General features: G+C 32.9%; 15 protein-coding genes and 1 riboswitch. Of the genes, 9 read left to right on the top strand and 6 right to left on the bottom strand.

The annotated features are described in order from the left end of the window. Positions 1 to 104 precede the first annotated feature (104 nt). Complete coding sequence (locus tag OD917_RS01550; RefSeq protein ID WP_263521787.1) at positions 105 to 1,967, top strand: TonB-dependent receptor plug domain-containing protein; 1,863 nt, start codon at positions 105 to 107, stop codon at positions 1,965 to 1,967. Between the two features lie 76 nt (positions 1,968 to 2,043). Here the strand turns inward: OD917_RS01550 and OD917_RS01545 are convergent, their stop codons facing one another. From OD917_RS01545 to OD917_RS01530, 4 genes are all read right to left on the bottom strand, one after another. After that, entirely contained in the window at positions 2,044 to 2,781 is a 738-nt protein-coding gene (locus OD917_RS01545; RefSeq protein ID WP_263521786.1) for an alpha/beta hydrolase, read from the bottom strand. Next, positions 2,778 to 3,641, bottom strand: a complete 864-nt coding sequence (gene ygiD / locus OD917_RS01540; protein WP_411970299.1) for a 4,5-DOPA dioxygenase extradiol — start codon at positions 3,639 to 3,641, stop codon at positions 2,778 to 2,780. The genes OD917_RS01545 and ygiD overlap by 4 nt, the downstream gene beginning before the upstream one ends. Positions 3,642 to 3,770: 129 nt before the next feature. Further along, positions 3,771 to 4,601, bottom strand: a complete 831-nt coding sequence (locus OD917_RS01535; RefSeq protein WP_263521784.1) for a helix-turn-helix domain-containing protein — start codon at positions 4,599 to 4,601, stop codon at positions 3,771 to 3,773. A gap of 106 nt (positions 4,602 to 4,707) precedes the next feature. Continuing rightward, positions 4,708 to 6,420 (bottom strand): S8 family peptidase, encoded by a 1,713-nt coding sequence (locus OD917_RS01530; protein WP_263521783.1) that lies wholly within the window; start codon positions 6,418 to 6,420, stop codon positions 4,708 to 4,710. 314 nt (positions 6,421 to 6,734) lie between these two features. Here OD917_RS01530 and OD917_RS01525 point away from each other — a divergent pair, with 314 nt between their 5' ends. Then, positions 6,735 to 6,995, top strand: a complete 261-nt coding sequence (locus OD917_RS01525; RefSeq protein ID WP_263521782.1) for a hypothetical protein — start codon at positions 6,735 to 6,737, stop codon at positions 6,993 to 6,995. Positions 6,996 to 7,119: 124 nt separating this feature from the next. Here the strand turns inward: OD917_RS01525 and OD917_RS01520 are convergent, their stop codons facing one another. Then, on the bottom strand, positions 7,120 to 7,878 hold the full coding sequence (locus OD917_RS01520) for an SDR family oxidoreductase (RefSeq protein ID WP_263521781.1): 759 nt from the start codon (positions 7,876 to 7,878) through the stop codon (positions 7,120 to 7,122). 101 nt (positions 7,879 to 7,979) lie between these two features. Next, positions 7,980 to 9,560 (bottom strand): FAD-dependent oxidoreductase, encoded by a 1,581-nt coding sequence (locus OD917_RS01515; protein ID WP_263521780.1) that lies wholly within the window; start codon positions 9,558 to 9,560, stop codon positions 7,980 to 7,982. 191 nt (positions 9,561 to 9,751) lie between these two features. On the opposite strand from OD917_RS01515, the gene OD917_RS01510 reads away from it, so the two are divergent. The 7 genes from OD917_RS01510 to OD917_RS01480 all read left to right on the top strand — a co-directional run bounded on the left by OD917_RS01510 (position 9,752) and on the right by OD917_RS01480 (position 17,398). Next, positions 9,752 to 10,081 (top strand): hypothetical protein, encoded by a 330-nt coding sequence (locus tag OD917_RS01510; RefSeq protein ID WP_263521779.1) that lies wholly within the window; start codon positions 9,752 to 9,754, stop codon positions 10,079 to 10,081. A gap of 180 nt (positions 10,082 to 10,261) precedes the next feature. Then, positions 10,262 to 10,465, top strand: coding sequence for a hypothetical protein (locus OD917_RS01505; RefSeq protein WP_263521778.1), 204 nt, complete (start codon positions 10,262 to 10,264; stop codon positions 10,463 to 10,465). A 190-nt stretch (positions 10,466 to 10,655) separates the two neighbouring features. Beyond that, positions 10,656 to 13,328, top strand: a complete 2,673-nt coding sequence (locus tag OD917_RS01500) for a PAS domain S-box protein (protein WP_263521777.1) — start codon at positions 10,656 to 10,658, stop codon at positions 13,326 to 13,328. 2 nt (positions 13,329 to 13,330) lie between these two features. Further along, the gene (locus tag OD917_RS01495; protein ID WP_263521776.1) at positions 13,331 to 13,780 is read left to right on the top strand and encodes a response regulator; all 450 of its coding nucleotides are present in this window, start codon (positions 13,331 to 13,333) and stop codon (positions 13,778 to 13,780) included. A gap of 221 nt (positions 13,781 to 14,001) precedes the next feature. Continuing rightward, a riboswitch (SAM riboswitch) is annotated at positions 14,002 to 14,100 on the top strand. Positions 14,101 to 14,344: 244 nt separating this feature from the next. After that, positions 14,345 to 15,334 carry a TlpA disulfide reductase family protein gene (locus OD917_RS01490; RefSeq protein ID WP_263521775.1) on the top strand — a complete coding sequence of 330 codons (990 nt, stop codon included), beginning with the start codon at positions 14,345 to 14,347 and terminating at the stop codon, positions 15,332 to 15,334. Positions 15,335 to 15,386: 52 nt separating this feature from the next. Continuing rightward, positions 15,387 to 16,865: an aminotransferase class V-fold PLP-dependent enzyme gene (locus OD917_RS01485; RefSeq protein ID WP_263521774.1), complete on the top strand. Its 1,479-nt coding sequence runs from the start codon at positions 15,387 to 15,389 to the stop codon at positions 16,863 to 16,865. A gap of 59 nt (positions 16,866 to 16,924) precedes the next feature. Beyond that, positions 16,925 to 17,398, top strand: coding sequence for a cupin domain-containing protein (locus tag OD917_RS01480; protein WP_263521773.1), 474 nt, complete (start codon positions 16,925 to 16,927; stop codon positions 17,396 to 17,398). Positions 17,399 to 17,691: the final 293 nt, after the last annotated feature.

Below are 17,691 nucleotides of genomic sequence, written 5' to 3'. Positions count from 1 at the left end.
GCAAAATAGATTAGAATTTCAACCGGACTAGTTATAATTGTAAAACTGGAATACTTTATTGGTACGGTAAGAAGCTACTTTTGCCAAAAAAATAGTAAACCAAAATGAAAAAAATCTATTTTGCTGTTTTTACAGTAATTTGTACCAATTTTTACGCACAGACAAAGAATGATTCCATAAACCAAATGGATGAAGTCATTATTAATGAAGGGCGTTTTAATACACCTATTTCTAAACAAAATAGAAATGTATATGTTATTTCGAGCGAAACCATTAAAAAACTGCCAGGAAGAACATTGCAAGAAGTATTGCAATATGCAAACGGAGTAGATATCAGACAAAGAGGGCCGTTTGGAACTCAAGCCGACATTAGCGTTGACGGAGGAAGTTTTGAGCAGACTGTTGTTTTGTTGAACGGAGCAAAAGTAATCGACTCGCAAACTGCGCATAATATGTTGAATCTTCCTCTTCCGGTTGAAGCAATTGAAAGAATCGAAGTAGTTCGAGGTCCGGCTGCAAGAATTTACGGAATTAACAGCTTAACGGGAGCAATCAATATTATTACTAAAAAACCAACCGATTCTGGTTTTATGGTAAGCACTTATGCAGGTTCTAATTTCGAAAAAGATACGCAAGATACAGGAGATACTTTTTACGGAACAGGAATTCAGGCTGGAGCTGTTTTAGGTAAAGAAAAACAACAGCATTTGATTTTTGCTTCGCACGATAAAAGCAACGGTTACCGTTACAATACAGCATTCGAAAACAATAAAATTTTCTATCAAGGAAATGTACAAATCAATGATAAAAACGAAATTTTAGGTTCTGCAGGTTACATCAATAACGGATTTGGTGCAAACGGATTTTACGCTGCGCCAGGGGATAAAAATTCTACCGAAATTGTTCAGACAACATTTGCTAATATCCAGTCCAATCATCAAATTACGGACAGTTGGAAAATTATGCCGAGAGTAACTTACAGATACAATTATGATGATTATCGTTATTTAGGAAACTCAAATTTGGCAGTTGGAAGAAGTCAGCATTATACGAATTCAATCGCAGGAGAATTGAACTCTACAGTTAAATTATCTAAAGGAGAAATTGGTTTTGGAGCTGAATTTAGAAACGAAAACATTCACTCTTCAAACATTGGAGATCACGATCGCGAAAATGTTGGTCTTTACGCTGAATACAGAAGAAGTTTTACTGAAAAACTGGATGTAAATATCGGGACATATTTAAACTATAATTCAGATTACAAATGGCAGATTTATCCTGGAATTGATGCAAGTTATGCGATTACCGATGCCTTTAAAATTATTGGAAATGTGGGTACAAGCCAAAGAATTCCTTCTTTTACAGATTTGTATTTGAAACAGACAGGAAATATTGGAAACCCAGATTTAGATTCAGAAAATGCGTTTCAGAGCGAAATTGGATTTAAATACAACAAAAGGGCTTTGAGCTTTAATGCGAATTATTTCTACAGAAAAATTGACAATTATATCGATTGGATGCGTAACGAAACAACGGTGCCTTGGCAAAGTCAGAACACTGGAGATTTGAACACAAACGGAATCAACTTACGTGGAACTTACAGATTTGATTTTTCTAAAGATTCTAGATTGACTATTCTTTTAGCGTATACTTATTTAGATTCTGAATTCAAAACAGCGCGTACAGAAACGTATTCAAAATATTCGATTTCTTCATTAAAACATCAAATTACCAATACGATAGATTATCAGTTTAAAAATCTGTCTGTAATGTTTGCAACTCGTTTTAACGAAAGAATTACAGGGCCTTCTTACTGGGTAAATGATTTTCGAGTAAGTCAGGCGATCAATAAATTTACCATTTTCTTAGATGGACAAAATATCTTCAATGCAACTTATTATGAAGTAGGTGCAGTGCCATTGCCTTCAAGATGGTTCACATTGGGAGTGAAATTAGTTACTTTTTAAATTACTTTATTTAGGGAATTAGAGTGTTGTAAAAAAGCCTGTAAACTTAATGTTTACAGGCTTTATTTTTTTTAGATTAATGATTGCTGTTTTTTAACCAAAGATTGACATCATCAAACATTTGTCTATTTACGGTATGACCTTCTTCATAAGAATGAAAATGAGGATTTAAGTTTTTGGTTTTCAGAAAATCAAAAGCATCAAGGGCGTACTGATAATTTAAAACTGCATCTTGTTTTCCGTGAGAAATAAAGATTTTAAGTTTTTCAAGACGTTTTTCATCTGCCATAAAAGGTTTAATTTCTGGTAAAAGTCTTCCGCTCATTACAGCAATTCCTTTCACTTTTTCTGGAGCGGTTAGTGCAACGCTGTAGCTCATAATTCCGCCTTGGCTAAAGCCCATTAAATAAACTTCTTCAGAATTAAAATTGATTTCAGATTTTAAATCAGTAATAAAATCAATCAACATTAATCTTGAATTTTCTGCTTGTTCCGCATTTATTTGAGGTTTTCCTGTAGAAAAATCTACCTGAAACCAAGCAAAACTATTTGGCCCAAAAGTCAGTGGTCCGCGTGCAGAAACCACAACAAAATTTTCTGGAAATTCAGGAGCAAACGAAAATAGATTTTGCTCGTTTCCGCCAACACCATGAAGCAAAATTACTAATGGCGGATTTGCAGTTTTTATTTTTGGTTCTCTAATTAAATAATGCAGTTTAGTTTTTTCTTTAGTTGAATTCATAATCGTAAAACTGAAAATTGATATTGTAATAAGGAATGCAAATGCAATCCCAAAAGACTTTTTTATACTCATGCTTTGTCTATTTTTACAGACATCATGTTAAGTGATCCAGCTACAAGTTCGTCGTTGAAAATTGTTGCTTTTTCGTCTTTTTCTTGAAGCGATAAAATGTACAATAACGGAAGATAATGTTCAGGAGTTGGAACCGCCAATTCAAATTCTCTACCTTGTTTGTCAAAGTGAATAAGCGATTTGTGATCATTGTCCAAAATCATACTTTTCATTTTTTCATTCGCGATATGCGCCCATTCAAAAGCATAACCTGGAACCATCATTTTGTCCCAAGCTGCAAGACGTAAGTTGTGAACCGTATTTCCGCTTCCGACAATTAGAACACCTTTTCGGCGTAAAGCAGCCAATTCTTTTCCTAATTCATAATGATAAGATGCTGGTTGTGTATAGTCGATGCTCATTTCGATAATTGGAATATCGGCGTTTGGATAAAGAAATTTTACAACCGTCCAGCATCCGTGATCCAATCCCCAACTATTATCTAATCCAACCGAAGTTGAAGTAATTAGTTTCTGTGTTTCTAATGCTAGTTCTGGGCTTCCTGGCGCAGGATATTGCACATCAAAAAGTGCCTGCGGAAAACCTCCAAAATCATGAATAGTTGGCGGTTTTTGCATTGCGGTTACAAAAGTCCCTTTAGTTTCCCAATGTGCCGAAATACAAAGTATTGCTCTGGGTTTTGGTAATGTTTTTGCCACTTGCTGAAAACCTTGCGTGAAATTATTATCTGCCAATGCATTCATCGGATTTCCATGTCCTAGAAAAAGAACCGGCATTCGTTCTGTTGGTCCAAAAGTATCTACAGCCGTTTTGAGTGAGCTGAGTTTCATTGCTGCAGCTCCGATAGGTAAAATTGCCATGGTTTTTAGAAAATCTTTACGATTCATTTTTTATAATTAATTGCTTAAAAAGTATCTTTTATCTGTGATACAAAATTGCATTTAATTACAGCGAAAGAGGTAACGATTTTCGGAAGAAAGGTTGTGTTTTTAAGAAAGAAGCTTCTTCATTTCTTCTCTAAACTCAGTTGGAGTCATTCCTGCTTTTCGTTTGAAAGCATGCGTAAAATAGGTTTTTTCATTAAATCCGAGTTCGTAACCTATTTCAGCAATATTTTTATCTGTAGTCATTAATAAGTTTTTGGCTTCGGTCAATTTTCGAGTTTCAATAATTTCCGAAACACTTTGCTGTAAAATGTTTTGGCAGATAATATTTAAGTTGCGAGAAGTCATAAAGAGTTTTTCTGCGTAGAAATTAACGTCTTTAGATTCTTTATAATGTTCTTCTAATAATCTCAGGAAGTTTTTAAAAGTAGAACTTTGAATTTTTTTCGATTCATCATTATCCAAATTCAATTTGCGTCTTTCAGATTCTATAATCGTAAAAAGAGCGCTCAATAATTGTTTTATAACTGCAAGATCAGGAGCTTCTTGTTGGTATTCATCAAAAATAATTTTGCAGATAATATCCAGTTTTTCAAAACATTGATTGCTTTGTAAACTAATATTTGCCTTGTCATGAAAAGAGGCGTAAAGGCTGAAAGTGGTTTCGGCAATAAATTCACTCTTAAATCTTAAAACCCACATATCGCAATCGCCATCTTTTATGAGAGGTTTTGCACGATGAATTTTTCCCTGAGTGACAAAACTGATAAAAGGCGCGTCTATCAATTTGGATTGAAAATCTATAAAATGTTCCAGCTGACCTTTATTCCCAATAATAAGTTCTTCATAATCATGAGCATGAGGTTCGTTTACCGATTGCATGATTTTTTCAGATTCGGCAGTTGTAATTTTAAACATTTTGAAAATCTCAGTCATAGATCAAATTTATAGAATTTTAAAGGTAATTATTATTCTTAGAATTTGATCTATGGTTAATTTAATCTTCAATCTTAGTAATATTGAAAGTATATTTTAAAATGGATTATTTCTGCTTGCTTACTTTCTCTGCGAGTTGCATCGCGTTATAAAGATTTAAAACTTTTCCAGTTTTGGACAAATCTGCAAAAGGAACTTTTTTGTCTGTTGTTCCAGGAAGAATAACTTCAAAATTATAAGGAGTTCCTGAATCCAGAATGATTTGTTTTACCTGTTTCGCAGTAAGTTTAGGATAGTAAGTCCAAATTAACGCTGCCGTTCCTGTAACCATTGGAGCAGAAAAAGAAGTGCCAGAATCAAAGTCATATTTATTTTCTGCGCAAGTGGTGTAAATATCTTCTCCAGGAGCAAATAAATCTACATTTTGCTTTCCATAATTTGAAAAATCAGAAACTAAAGCAGGTCCGAATTTTTTAGTTGTAGATCCAACATTGATGAAATTATTGCATATTTCTGTCTTTTCATCATAGTCTAAATCATTAGGAAAATGAATATTTTTGTCTGAATCTTCACCGTCATTTCCGGCACTATGCACCATAAGAACATTGTGTTCATCTGCATATTTAAAAGCATCAATTACCCAATCACGATGTAGAGAAAATTCTTTTCCAAAAGACATATTAATAACTTTTGCTCCATTATCTACCGCATATCGAATTGCCATTGCAATATCTTTATCATGCTCATCGCCAGATGGGGAAATATTTAGAGGCATAATTTTAGCATCGGTCATTCCTTTTATTCCTTTGTTGTTATATCTATTGGCAGCCAAAAGTCCAGATACCATTGTGTTATGATTCTGAATGGTTCTAATTCCTTCAATGGTATTGCTTATTTTATTGTTGCCATATCCTTTTTCTAAGATTTCAGGATTATCGGCAATAGATAATCTTTCATTGTAATTTACATTCAGATTTTTGTTTAGGACAGAATCCAATTGCGTTTCTTTATCTTTTACATCTTTAAAAGTCTCTTCGCCAACTTCAATACATACCATTAAACATTTTATAAGCGCTCCAAGATCTTTGTCGTTGTCATCTCTCATTTGACGATAGCGTTTGTCATTAATCTTGTATTTTTTGTACATGCTATCAAGCTGATTAGTGGTATAGTCTTCTTTAGGGAAAAAATATTTTAAAGTATCTTTTGCAAGAGGATAAACAGCAACAGAATATACAAGTGACTTATGCCAATTGGCATAATATTCATTTTTTTCTTTTAATACTTTTGCTGCTCGCTGATATTCTCTAAATTTATAAAGATCCTTCACATCAATTTCAGATTCTGTTTTATCTTTAAAAAGTGGTCCCCATTTTTCTACAATTCGAACATATTCGTATCTATTCCACACGACGTAAGCGCCACTTTTTGTTCCTGTAAAGCTCCATCCGTTAACATCGTCGATATAGCCATTGTGGTCGTCATCGATGCCATTATTTGGAATTTCCTTCGTATTGGTCCAGATTACACCTTGTAAATCTTCGTGTTTCAAATCGATTTGAGTATCAATTACTGCAATAATTAAGTTTTTGTTTTTGGGTTTCTTTTTGTTTTGAAGATACCATTTGTCGAGAGAGATCCCTGGAATGCTATCTGTTTGCAAATCTTTATATTGCCATGTCTGTTCTAAAGTAAGATTAGGATTTTTTGAAGGTGTTTGGCCAAGATTATTATTTGGATTTTTTGTTGATTTACAGCTTGCAAGAATTACAAAAATGAAGAATAAAGTATAAAATAGTGGTTGTATTTTTTTTGGCATACCTTTAGGTTATTTAAAAATATAATTTGTCTTTGGTTTTACACAAAGAAAATACTTACGAATTGAATAATCAAACTAAAAAGTAAAAAATAAGTTTTATTTTACAATTCAAAACATAAGATTCTTTTTTACAATTTCTTAATCAATTTTGGAAATATTTTGCTTAATTTTAGTGAACTGTTAAATAGAATCATATAAAATTTCTACAAAATGATGTAACAGCCCCTTAACTTAATTTGTTGAATTTTACGAGTCTACGATATGAAGTAATAATCATACTTTCAATTTCTGATGGTATATAAATAGTTAGACAAATGGATACAAGAAATGAACAAAACGATTTATTCCAAGATGGTATCGATCGTACTCAAGAATCAAATTGGGATCCTATTTTTGGTTATCAAATGTATTTTCCAAGTGATGAAAATAAGGATGAACAATTGAAAGAAAGAAACAATCCAATTCAACAGCAAAATACAGGAGATTGGGGTGATGATGCCGATTACGAAGAACTTAGGCATAAAAGTAATTTTCATAGAGACATTTCTGAAAATGATGCAACCAAAACGGATTAAAAGAATAAAAAAGAGCGGAAAATTTTCCGCTCTTTTTTGTTGGAGTTGGTCAGTAAAAAAACATCTGCACATAATTGCACAGATGTTTTCCAGTTAAAAAAATGAAAAAGTAGGAAGTATATTTTTAAATCATTTGAAGATGTGGTCTCACCTGCATGCTCACAATATCACATCGTTTTGGCTGTGATAAACAGAATAAAACGCTCATGGCAATATCTTCTGCTTTAAGCATTTTCATTTCTTTTATTTCTTCTTTCTGAACTTCTTTTGGAGCTGGTTGCATATCGCTTGTAACGGCGCCAGGTTCGATGTGCGAAACTTTAATTCCTAACGGATTTATTTCTTTACGAAGTGCCGTGCTAAAACCTCTTATCGCGGTTTTGGTTGCTACATAAATAACTCCTGTTTTTTCTTTCACTTCGGCACTCATAGAACCAATATTTACAATATGTCCAGATTTTTGATCTGTCATCCTGTTGACTGCTTCTTTCGCGAAAGCGATATAACCTAAAATATTGGTTTCTAAAATGTATTTCCAATCTTCATATTCACCTTCAATAATGCCGCGTGCAGGCAAAGCGGCATTATTGATTAAAATATCTATTCCGCCGAGAACCTTATCAACTCGATCCCAAATTCTTGTTATATCTTCTTTTTTCGTAATATCGGCAGCTTCGCCAAAGATTTCTCCTTTAGAGGATTTAGTTTTAATATCATCCATAGCATTGTAAAAGTCATTTTCGTCTCTTCCAAAAATAAGCACACGCCCGCCAAGAGAAACCAGTAAATCTGCAATAGCTTTTCCAATTCCTGTTGTTCCGCCAGTTATTACAATTCGTTTCTGGAAGATGTTTTCACTAAAGTAGTTTGATAAGATTTCCATAGTGTCTGTTTTTATATGAGATTGAACAAAATTTATTTTTAACATATAAGAGAAACATAGATTTTATTTGAAGAAATGTGCTAAAACAATTTTGACAATAATTATTTAATATGAATATGACTTAAGTTAGTTTCGGCAGGACCATTTAATACTGTTCCATCTGCTGCAAATCTTGAACCGTGGCAAGGACAGTCAAAAGATTTTTCGTCTGAATTCCATTGCACGACACAGCCCAAATGCGGACAAACAGCAGAAAAGGCGTGAAGTGTTTTGTCATAATCGCGGTAAACGGCTACTTTTCGTAATCCGAAAGAGAGGATTCCACCGTTTCCTGGTTCTAAATCTGCAGTATTATTAAGATCTGATGCTGAAATCCAATCGAGATATTGCGAGGCCATATTTCCAGCTTCTTTCAAATAATCGCCAATTGCTTTAAAAGTAATTCGAGAGGGACTATATAAATCTTGCCATTTATTTTCAATTTCCTGAATCATATCCGAAATAATCATTGCTCCTATTGTGGTGTGTGTCATTCCGTTTCCAGAATCTCCAGTGATAATAAAAACATTATGATCGCCTGGATTTCTTCCTAGAAAACCTAAGGAATCAAAAGGTTCCATAACTTGCCCTGACCATTTATAGCTGATTTCATCTAATAATGGAAAATATTTTTTCGCCCAAATTTCCAATCGTTCATAGCGTGAAAATTCAGAAATGCCTTCTTCATCTGCTTGTCCTGTTTTATGATCTTCTCCGCCAATAATCAGCAAATCATACTCATCATCAAAACTTTCTAAACGTACATAATGGTAAGGCTGTGCAACCCATTTAGATTCAGGATCTCCCGTGTCCCACCATAAAGCGTAAGGAAGACTATCTTTTGGAATTTTCCCTCCAATAACATACGTTCTATAAGCATGCTGTTTGGTGTGCATGGTCAAAACATCATTGATAGGAGTATTGGTTGCTACGACGATGTATTTGGCACAAAAATCAAAACCATTAACAGTTGCACCTTTATCGGTTATATTTTCTGCGTGGGCTTCAGTATAAATGGTTCCGCCCATTTGTATAATAGCTTTCGTAAGTCCTTTCAAATAATGTAAAATATGAAATTGCGCCTGATTTTTAAATGCAAGACATCTTTGATCTTGTGCTTCTGCCAATGAAGGGGTATGATTTAAGAGAACAGTATCTAAACCTGCATTTTGAGTAGCTTCAAATTCTTTGTCTAGATTTTTTTCGTTGTCATTTGGATGAAGAAATAAATAACCATTTACTCTTTTAAAATCACAATCGATTTGTAAATCATTTACAATTTTCTCTATTTCATCAATTGCAGCGGAATGGCTTTCGGCGGCAAGTCTTGCATTTTCTTTACCAAAAGTATTTTGCAAATAATAATATCTGTCGTCTAATGCGCAAGTTAAATGTGCAGTGGTTCGTCCTGTTTCTCCACTTCCAATGAAACCATCTTCTACTAAAACTACTTTTTTTCCTGCTTTTAAAAGTTTGTAAGCAGTTGTAATTCCTGCAATACCGCCGCCAATAATTAGAACCTCAGTTTTAATATCTTGCTTCGGTTTTTCAAAAGAAATGATCTCAGTAGAATCTATCCAAAAAGAAACATTGTCACCAGAGGTAATACTTCCTTCATTAATATGTTGATTTGAATTATCCATTTTTTAATCGTTTTATAATGTGCAATACATTCATTTCAAAGCTACTAACTAAAATCTGTAGCTTGCTTACAGCATTATTTCTAAAATTTTATAGTATTTCCATTACGATTTTATGTAACAATAAAAATAAATAGTATAAGCCTAACCATTTTAATAATAGTTACTTAGCATAAATTGAAAAAGAAATAATTATGAAAACAGTTTTGAGATTAAAAATTATGATCCTGATAGGTTTAATTGGAGTATTAAGTTCGTGTAAAAAAAATGACGGTTACAGCGACGAAATAGAAACTGTTATATCGCCTCTAGACAGCGGAAAAAATAAAACAGACAGTGTAAAAACCGCAAATAAAATATCTACCAATATTAATTCGACACAAAAAAACGGGTCGGAGAGTACAGTTGGAACAGGAAGCGGACCTAGTGAAAGTGCGCAAGACGGCGCTCTCTATACACCCGCTACAGGTGTTCAAAAAGACAGTATAAAGGCCAAAAAAGATAGTTTAAAAAAGAAAAAATGATTACCAGCTATTATACTTAGATCAATTGCTTTTAAAATGTTTTTTCTTGTTCAATTTGGTATCGAATTAATTCCATTTGATTTCTATAACAGGTTTTAAAAATTATATAAAGAAGTTTATGATAGGGGTTTTATCTTTATGAATAAGATATTAGAAAACATTCATTTAAAAAATATAATCATGAAAACGATATTAAAAACAAAGATCGCTTTTTTCATTCTTTTGATTGGATTGGTATTTTCTTGTAAAAAGAATGAAACTCCAACAACAGATTCGTATGAAAATGATTCCATACAAAATACGATGGATACAGTTGGCCCCGAAGTAGATACAATTAATATGGATACTACGGAAACAATTGCTACAGACACTATAAAAAAATAGAAATTAATTAAAATTTAAAAATCGAAAAAGCCAAATCTTAGTGTTTGGCTTTTTCGATTTTTAAATTCGTTTTTAATGATGTTTAAGTGACAGGGTTTTTCTCTATATTTGAGAAAGAATTTTAACAAATTCGGAAGGCCTTTGAAAAAAAATCATACAGCATTAGAAATTATTTTAACTCAAAACAATAATGGAGCTAATAAATAATTTAGACCTTTTTCAAACTGTTTTTAATTCTGCGCCTAACGGTATTGCAGTTTTAAAATCTTTATATGATAAAAAAGGCAAGGTCGAAGATTTCTCAATTTTGCTGTGTAATACTTACGCTATAAATTGGATCAATATTGCTGATTATAAAGGCAAAAGATTCAGTGAAGTTTTTTATAAAATAAAAGAAACTAATATTCTCGAAAAATTTATTGAAACTGCAGAAACAGGAATTGCGGCTAATTTTGAAAATTGGTACGAAGATGAAAATGCAAAACATTGGTTCAAATTTACTACAGTAAAAGAAAGCGAATTATTGGTGGTGACGATGGAAGATATCACTGAAAAGAAAAATGCCGAAAATGCTTTGAATAATGCATTAATTGATGCCGAAAAACAAAAGAGACTTTACAATTCTATCATAAATTCAACTCCCGATCTAGTGTATGTATTTGATCTTGATTATAAGTTCACTTATGCAAACAAAGCTTTATTGAGCATGTGGGGCAAAACGGCAGAGGATGCAATCGGGCGTGGACTAAGAGAAAATGGATATGAAGATTGGCATGCCGAAATGCATGAACAAGAAATAGACACCGTAGCTGCCGAAAAAAGAGCTATAAGAGGAACTGTTTCTTTTCCGCACGCAGAATTAGGAAGGAGAATTTATGATTATATTTTAGTTCCAGTATTTAATGAAAAAGGAGAAGTAGAGGTTGTTGCTGGAACAACAAGAGATATTACTGAAATTAAACTGGCAGAAGAAAAACTACAGCAAAGTGAAAGCCGTTTCAGAAAAATGATTCACCAAACACCTGCACCAACTTTAGTACTTAGAGGTGATGATCTCATAATTGAGCAGATAAACACGCATATGCTTCAAATGATTGGTCGCGGCCAAGAAGTTATTGGCATGCGATTGATTGATGTTTTGCCAGAATTAGAAGGTCAATATGTTTGGGAACAGGTTTTAAAAGTTTATAATGAAGGAATTCCTTTTGACCAAAGTGAAGTTTTAGTTCCGCATAATCGTACCGGAAAATTAAAAGATTACTACTATAATCTGGCTTATCGTCCGCTGATTGAAGACGGTCAGATAACTGGAATGATACAAGTGGCGGTTGAAGTTACACAACAAGTTGTAGCTCGTCAGAAAATGGAAGAAAGTGAAAGCCGTTTTAGAGCTTTAGTCAACGCATCATCTGATTTAGTCTATCGAATGGATGCTGATTGGATGATTATGCAAAATCTTGAAGGAGATGGGAGTTTATCTAATTCTGGAGAAAGAGGTGTTAATTGGTTGGATAAATTTATTCATCCAAGTGATTTAGGCAAAGCGGTTGATCTCATTTCTAAATCCATAATAGAAAAAAGTATTTTCGAAATGGAACACAGAGTGATAAATCCAGACGATTCTATAGGATGGGTTTTTTCTAGGGTAGTTCCAATATTAGACGATCAAGAAAAGATTATTGAATGGTTTGGCGCATCTAGCGATATTACTTCGCAGAAAGAACTCCAAAATGTAATTACAGAAAGCGAAGAAAAGTTTAGGCAGCTCGCAGATTTAGTTCCGCAAATTATTTGGACAGCCAATCCAGACGGTTTTGTAGATTATTATAACAGCCGTTGGTACGAATACACGGGTTATCAAGAACATGAATTTGGAGACTCAAGCTGGATTTCAAAATTGCATCCCGATGATGTTTATTTAGTGTCAAAAGGCTGGCACGAAAGTGTTCATGCAGGTTCTCCTTATCAGCTTGAATTTCGTTTAAGAAATGCAAATACAGGAGGATATCGATGGTTTTTAAGTAAAGCAGTTCCCATTAAAGACAAAGAAGGAATAATCACTAAATGGTTTGGAACTTGCACCGATATTCACGAACAAAAATCAAATACTGAAAAGCTAGAAATTTTGGTAGCCGAACGAACGAAAGAATTACAGCGTTCTAATGACGATTTACAACAATTTGCGCATGTTGCATCACACGATTTAAAAGAACCGGTTAGAAAAATTAAAACATTTGTAAGTCGTCTTGAAGATCATTTGGAAGGACAATTAGATGATTCTGCTTCGAAATTTATTGATAGAATTCATGTTGCAGCAGATCGTATGTTTAACATGATTGATGGCGTATTGGCATATTCTAAAATCAATGCCGATTCGCAAAAAGCTACAATTGTCGATTTAAATGAAACTATCAAAAACATAGAAACCGATCTGGAAATTGTTCTTCAAAAAACAGGCGCAAAAATTTATTATCAAGATCTTCCCGTTTTGGAAGGTGCTTCTGTTTTATTATATCAATTGTTTTACAATCTGATTAATAATTCTATTAAATTTGCTAAAGAAGATATCGCTTCGCAAATTACTATTACTGCAAAAGAACAAATTGAAGAGGATAAAAAATTTGCAATTATTACAGTAGAAGATAACGGAATTGGTTTTGATCTTGATCAAACAGGCCGTATATTTGAGACATTTACACGACTTAATTCTAAAGACCGTTATGAAGGAACTGGCTTAGGATTATCGCTTTGCAAAAAAATAGCAGAACGCCACGGCGGAAGTATTACTGCCTCTGGAGTTCCAAATAAAGGAGCTGTTTTTATTATAACAATACCATTTGAGCAAAAAGAAAAAGACATTTAAATATGATAAAAAAAATAATTCTATTAGCTGATGATGATAGGGATGACGCAGAAATGTTTTGTGAGGCATTGGCCGATATAGATGAAAATATTATTTGTCATTGTGCAGAAAATGGAAGCGAAGCATTAAAAATGATAGAAAAGCAAAATGAAATTCCTGAAGTTGTTTTTCTAGACTTGAACATGCCTATAATGAACGGTTGGGAATGTTTGAAGCAATTAAAATCGGATGATCGTTATAAAAATATTCCAGTCATTATGATTTCGACTTCTTCGTATAAAAATGATATGGACACAGCTGCAAATCTTGGCGCTGTCTGTTATTTCATAAAGCCAAACAATTTTAAAGATTTAAAAGATGTTTTACGCTCTATTACTTTAAATCTAGAAAGCGGGTTGAAAGAATCTCTTTCTAGTCTCGAAACTAGCAAATATCTCTATGTTTTTCTTTAAAAAAGAAATGAAATATATTCCTTGTTTTTGATAAAACGTATGAATTTATTTTATAAAACAAATTACCATTAAAAATATTTGTGGTTTTTAATACCTTGATTTTATTGATGTTGAAGGTTTTTTTTGAATCAATTAAAAATAAAAATCAAAAAAAACAGTTTTAAACTTGACTAATTCGGTAGAATTAATATATATTTGTATCACAGAAAATTTAAAAATGATACTTATCCAGAAAGACTGAGGGAATAGGCCCGATGAAGTCTTAGCAACCTGTTGCCGAATAAGGTGCTAAATCCTTCCGTTAGACGGACAGATAAGAAAAGATTTCCTCAAAATCTGAATAAGATCATCAACGTTAAATCTTTATTTTTTTTAAATGAAAGCAGACTTGATATTATACGCCGGTTACGAACTTTTGAATTCAATTTTTGAAGAATATAGTCTTGTCACTTTTCGAATGTGAAAACATAATTTCTCTTAAATCTTCTTTTTTAAAATTTATTCGCTAATGCTTTTTGGCATTGGCCCGAAACTCTCTTGTCTAATCTTAAAACTAAAAATAAAATGAAAAAAATACTATTAGGTTTTGCTTTGTTTCTTGGAGCTTTTCAAACTCAGGCGCAGGAAAGTAATTTACAATTAAAAGGAACAGTTGTCGATACTGTGGCGCAATACGTTTATCTGCAAAAGTTTCACAATAAAATGTTTACAACTATTGATTCGGTAAAAGTAAAAGACGGAAATTTTAGTTTTAAAACAAAAGTAAAAACACCAGAATTATACGGATTGAGTGTAAATACAGCAAGTTCTCCACTGTATATTTTCTTAGAAAAAAAACCAATTACGGTTCAATTAAATCCAAAGAAATATTACAGCAATTCGGTTGTAGAAGGTTCGGCTTCTCAAGATTTGTTCGAAACTTATAAAAAGACCAAAGATGTTGAAATCAGCAAATTCATTACAGAACATCCAAATTCTTTGGTTTCTGCCTATGTTTTATACAGAAACTGGTCGTATAGATTGTCTCCAGAACAGATTACACAAAATATTGCTTTACTGGACAAAAGCCTTCAAAGTACCACTTACGTAAAAGAACTTAAAGAACTGGTTACCGTTTTAGACGGATTAGCGATTGGTAAAAAAGCCCCTGATTTTACTGCTAATGATCCTGAAGGAAAACCAGTTCGTCTTTACCAAAATTTAAAAGGCTACACTTTAGTTGATTTTTGGGCTTCTTGGTGCGGTCCTTGCCGAAAAGAGAATCCAAATATCGTTGCTGCGTACAAAGAATTTCATGATAAAGGATTCAACATTGTAGCAATTTCATTAGATAAAAAGAAAGAAAATTGGATTAAAGGAATTCAAGATGATAACTTGACATGGACACATGTTTCTGATTTGCTTTTCTGGAATAGTGCTGTTGCCAAACTTTATGGAGTAAGAGCTATTCCTGCAAATTATTTAGTGGATTCGAAAGGAATAATCGTCGCAAAAAATCTTCACGGAGAAGAATTGCAATCTACTTTAAAAACGCTTTTAGAGAATAAAATTTAATTTCAAAAAAGCCAATAATACAATATTAGTTAATTAAAAAAATGATAAGGAAATGAATGCTATTGAGTCAACAACAAAACCAACAGAGTCTGAATGTTACTTTTCTAAATTTAGAGAAAACACAGTAGGAATAGATCATATTTTTGAATCGGTTTATGGAGAACAAAATCTTGTTTATGCAGATTGGGTTGCCAGCGGAAGGTTGTACGTTCCGATTGAAGATATAATGCTCAATAAAATTGGTCCGATGATTGCCAACACGCATTCATTTTCAAGTCAGACAGGAAAAACTTCTACATACGCTTACCAGCACTCAAGGGAAATTATTAAAAAATCGGTAAACGCTAAAAGTTCTGATGTTTTGGTTACAACAGGAACAGGAATGACAGCGGCGTTATCAAAACTACAGCGTATTATTGGTTTAAGAAAAAATCACGAAAATGAAAAGGATAGACCTGTAGTTTTTATTACACACATGGAGCATCATTCCAATCAAGTTTCTTGGTATGAAACCAATGCTGAAGTAGTGATTCTTTCTCCTGACGAAAATAATTTAGTAGATCCAAAAGCTCTTTCGCAGGAAATTAAAAAATATGCTGATAGAAGCATAAAAATAGGTTCGTTTACAGCTTGTTCTAATGTTACAGGAATTATTACGCCTTATCACGAATTAGCTAAAATTATGCATCAAAATGATGGTTTATGTTTTGTCGATTTTGCAGCTTCTGCGCCTTATGTAGAGATTGATATGCATCCAAAAGATCCAGAACAGCAATTGGATGCTATTTTCTTTTCGCCACATAAATTTTTGGGAGGACCAGGAACTTGCGGAGTTTTGGTTTTCGATGAAAAATTATATCAATCTGATTTTCCTGATAATCCAGGAGGCGGAAATGTAAAATGGACAAATCCATTAGGGAATTATTGTTACAGCGATGTAATAGAAGTTAGGGAAGATGGTGGAACTCCAGGATTTCTTCAGGTAATTCGAACAGCTTTGGCTTTAGAATTAAAAGAAAAAATGACCGTTGATAAGATTGCCAAAAGAGAAAAAGAACTTCTAGATATTTGTTTTTCGAGATTGCAAAAAATTCAAGGTTTATCTCTTTTGGGAGATTTAAAAAGCGACCGAATTGGCTGTGTTTCTTTTGTGATCGAAGATATTCATTACAATTTAATCGTAAGACTTTTAAACGATCGTTTCGGAATTCAGGTTCGTGGCGGCTGGTCGTGTGCGAGTACTTATGCGCATTACTTGTTCAATATTGATGAAAAACGTTCTAAAGCAATAACAAACGAATTACTTCAGAAAAACCAAACCAATAAACCGGGCTGGGTGCGTTTGTCATTGCATCCAATAATGACCAATGAAGAGCTTTTTTATATCTGTGATGCCATTGAAAAAGTTGCCTTGAATTATAAAAAATGGAAAAAAGATTACGAATATAATCCTGCTTCAAATGAATTTGAAAATCCGAAAATTAAAGATAATATCGAAAGAGAAGTCAACGAATGGTTTAAGTTAGATTAAGTAACTAATATTCCGCAGGAATATCTCTTCGGTAGAAAAATAATGCAAACACATACAACATGAAAACAATTCCGAGAAGAATCGTAACAGGTTTACGAAACGGAAAATCAATTATAGAACAAGATGAAATTGTTACCAATGTATCAGAACATTTTCCAGGATTAATTATTTCTGATATTTGGTCAACAGATTCGACACCAGCAAAATTTGAAGAAAAAATTATAGAAAATACCGCTTTTCCAAACACACCAAAAAATGGAAGTTATTTTCGTTATGTCCAGATTCCGCCCGATAAAGATTTAGGTGTGATAGCTCCAGAAGGAGAACCGCATCCTTTAATGCATCAGACAGATACTTTAGATTATATCATTATCATTTCGGGAGAAATTTATTTGATTGTCGATGAAGAAGAAACTTTACTGAAAGCTGGAGATATTGTAATTCAACGCGGAACCAATCATGCTTGGAGCAATCGTTCTGATTCGCCTTGCATTCAATTGGCCGTTTTATTGGATGCAAAAACAGAAAAATAAGAATTATACGCCGATAACTACATTTTGATTTTTTTTCTAAAATTGCAATGATCATCTGATTGTTGCAATTTTTTTTTTGCTTAAATAAGTCTTGAAAGCTTAAAAATTGTTCCAATTTATAAAATGAAACAATTTTGAGTGTTTGTGTTCTAAAATATTGATTAATAATTGTTTAAATTTATATCAAAATAATTATTGTAAAAGAACAATTTCAGAGTTTACGCCGTGACTTTTTTATATAAAGATTTCAAGTTTTACTGAAAGGTTTGTTGAAGAATATTGATTACAAATTC

The sequence above is a fragment of the Flavobacterium sp. SH_e genome (genome assembly GCF_025717045.1).
In the GTDB taxonomy this organism is placed as follows: domain Bacteria; phylum Bacteroidota; class Bacteroidia; order Flavobacteriales; family Flavobacteriaceae; genus Flavobacterium.
Note: the sequence above shows the minus strand (reverse complement) of the source record. Positions and strands in the feature narration are given on the sequence as shown.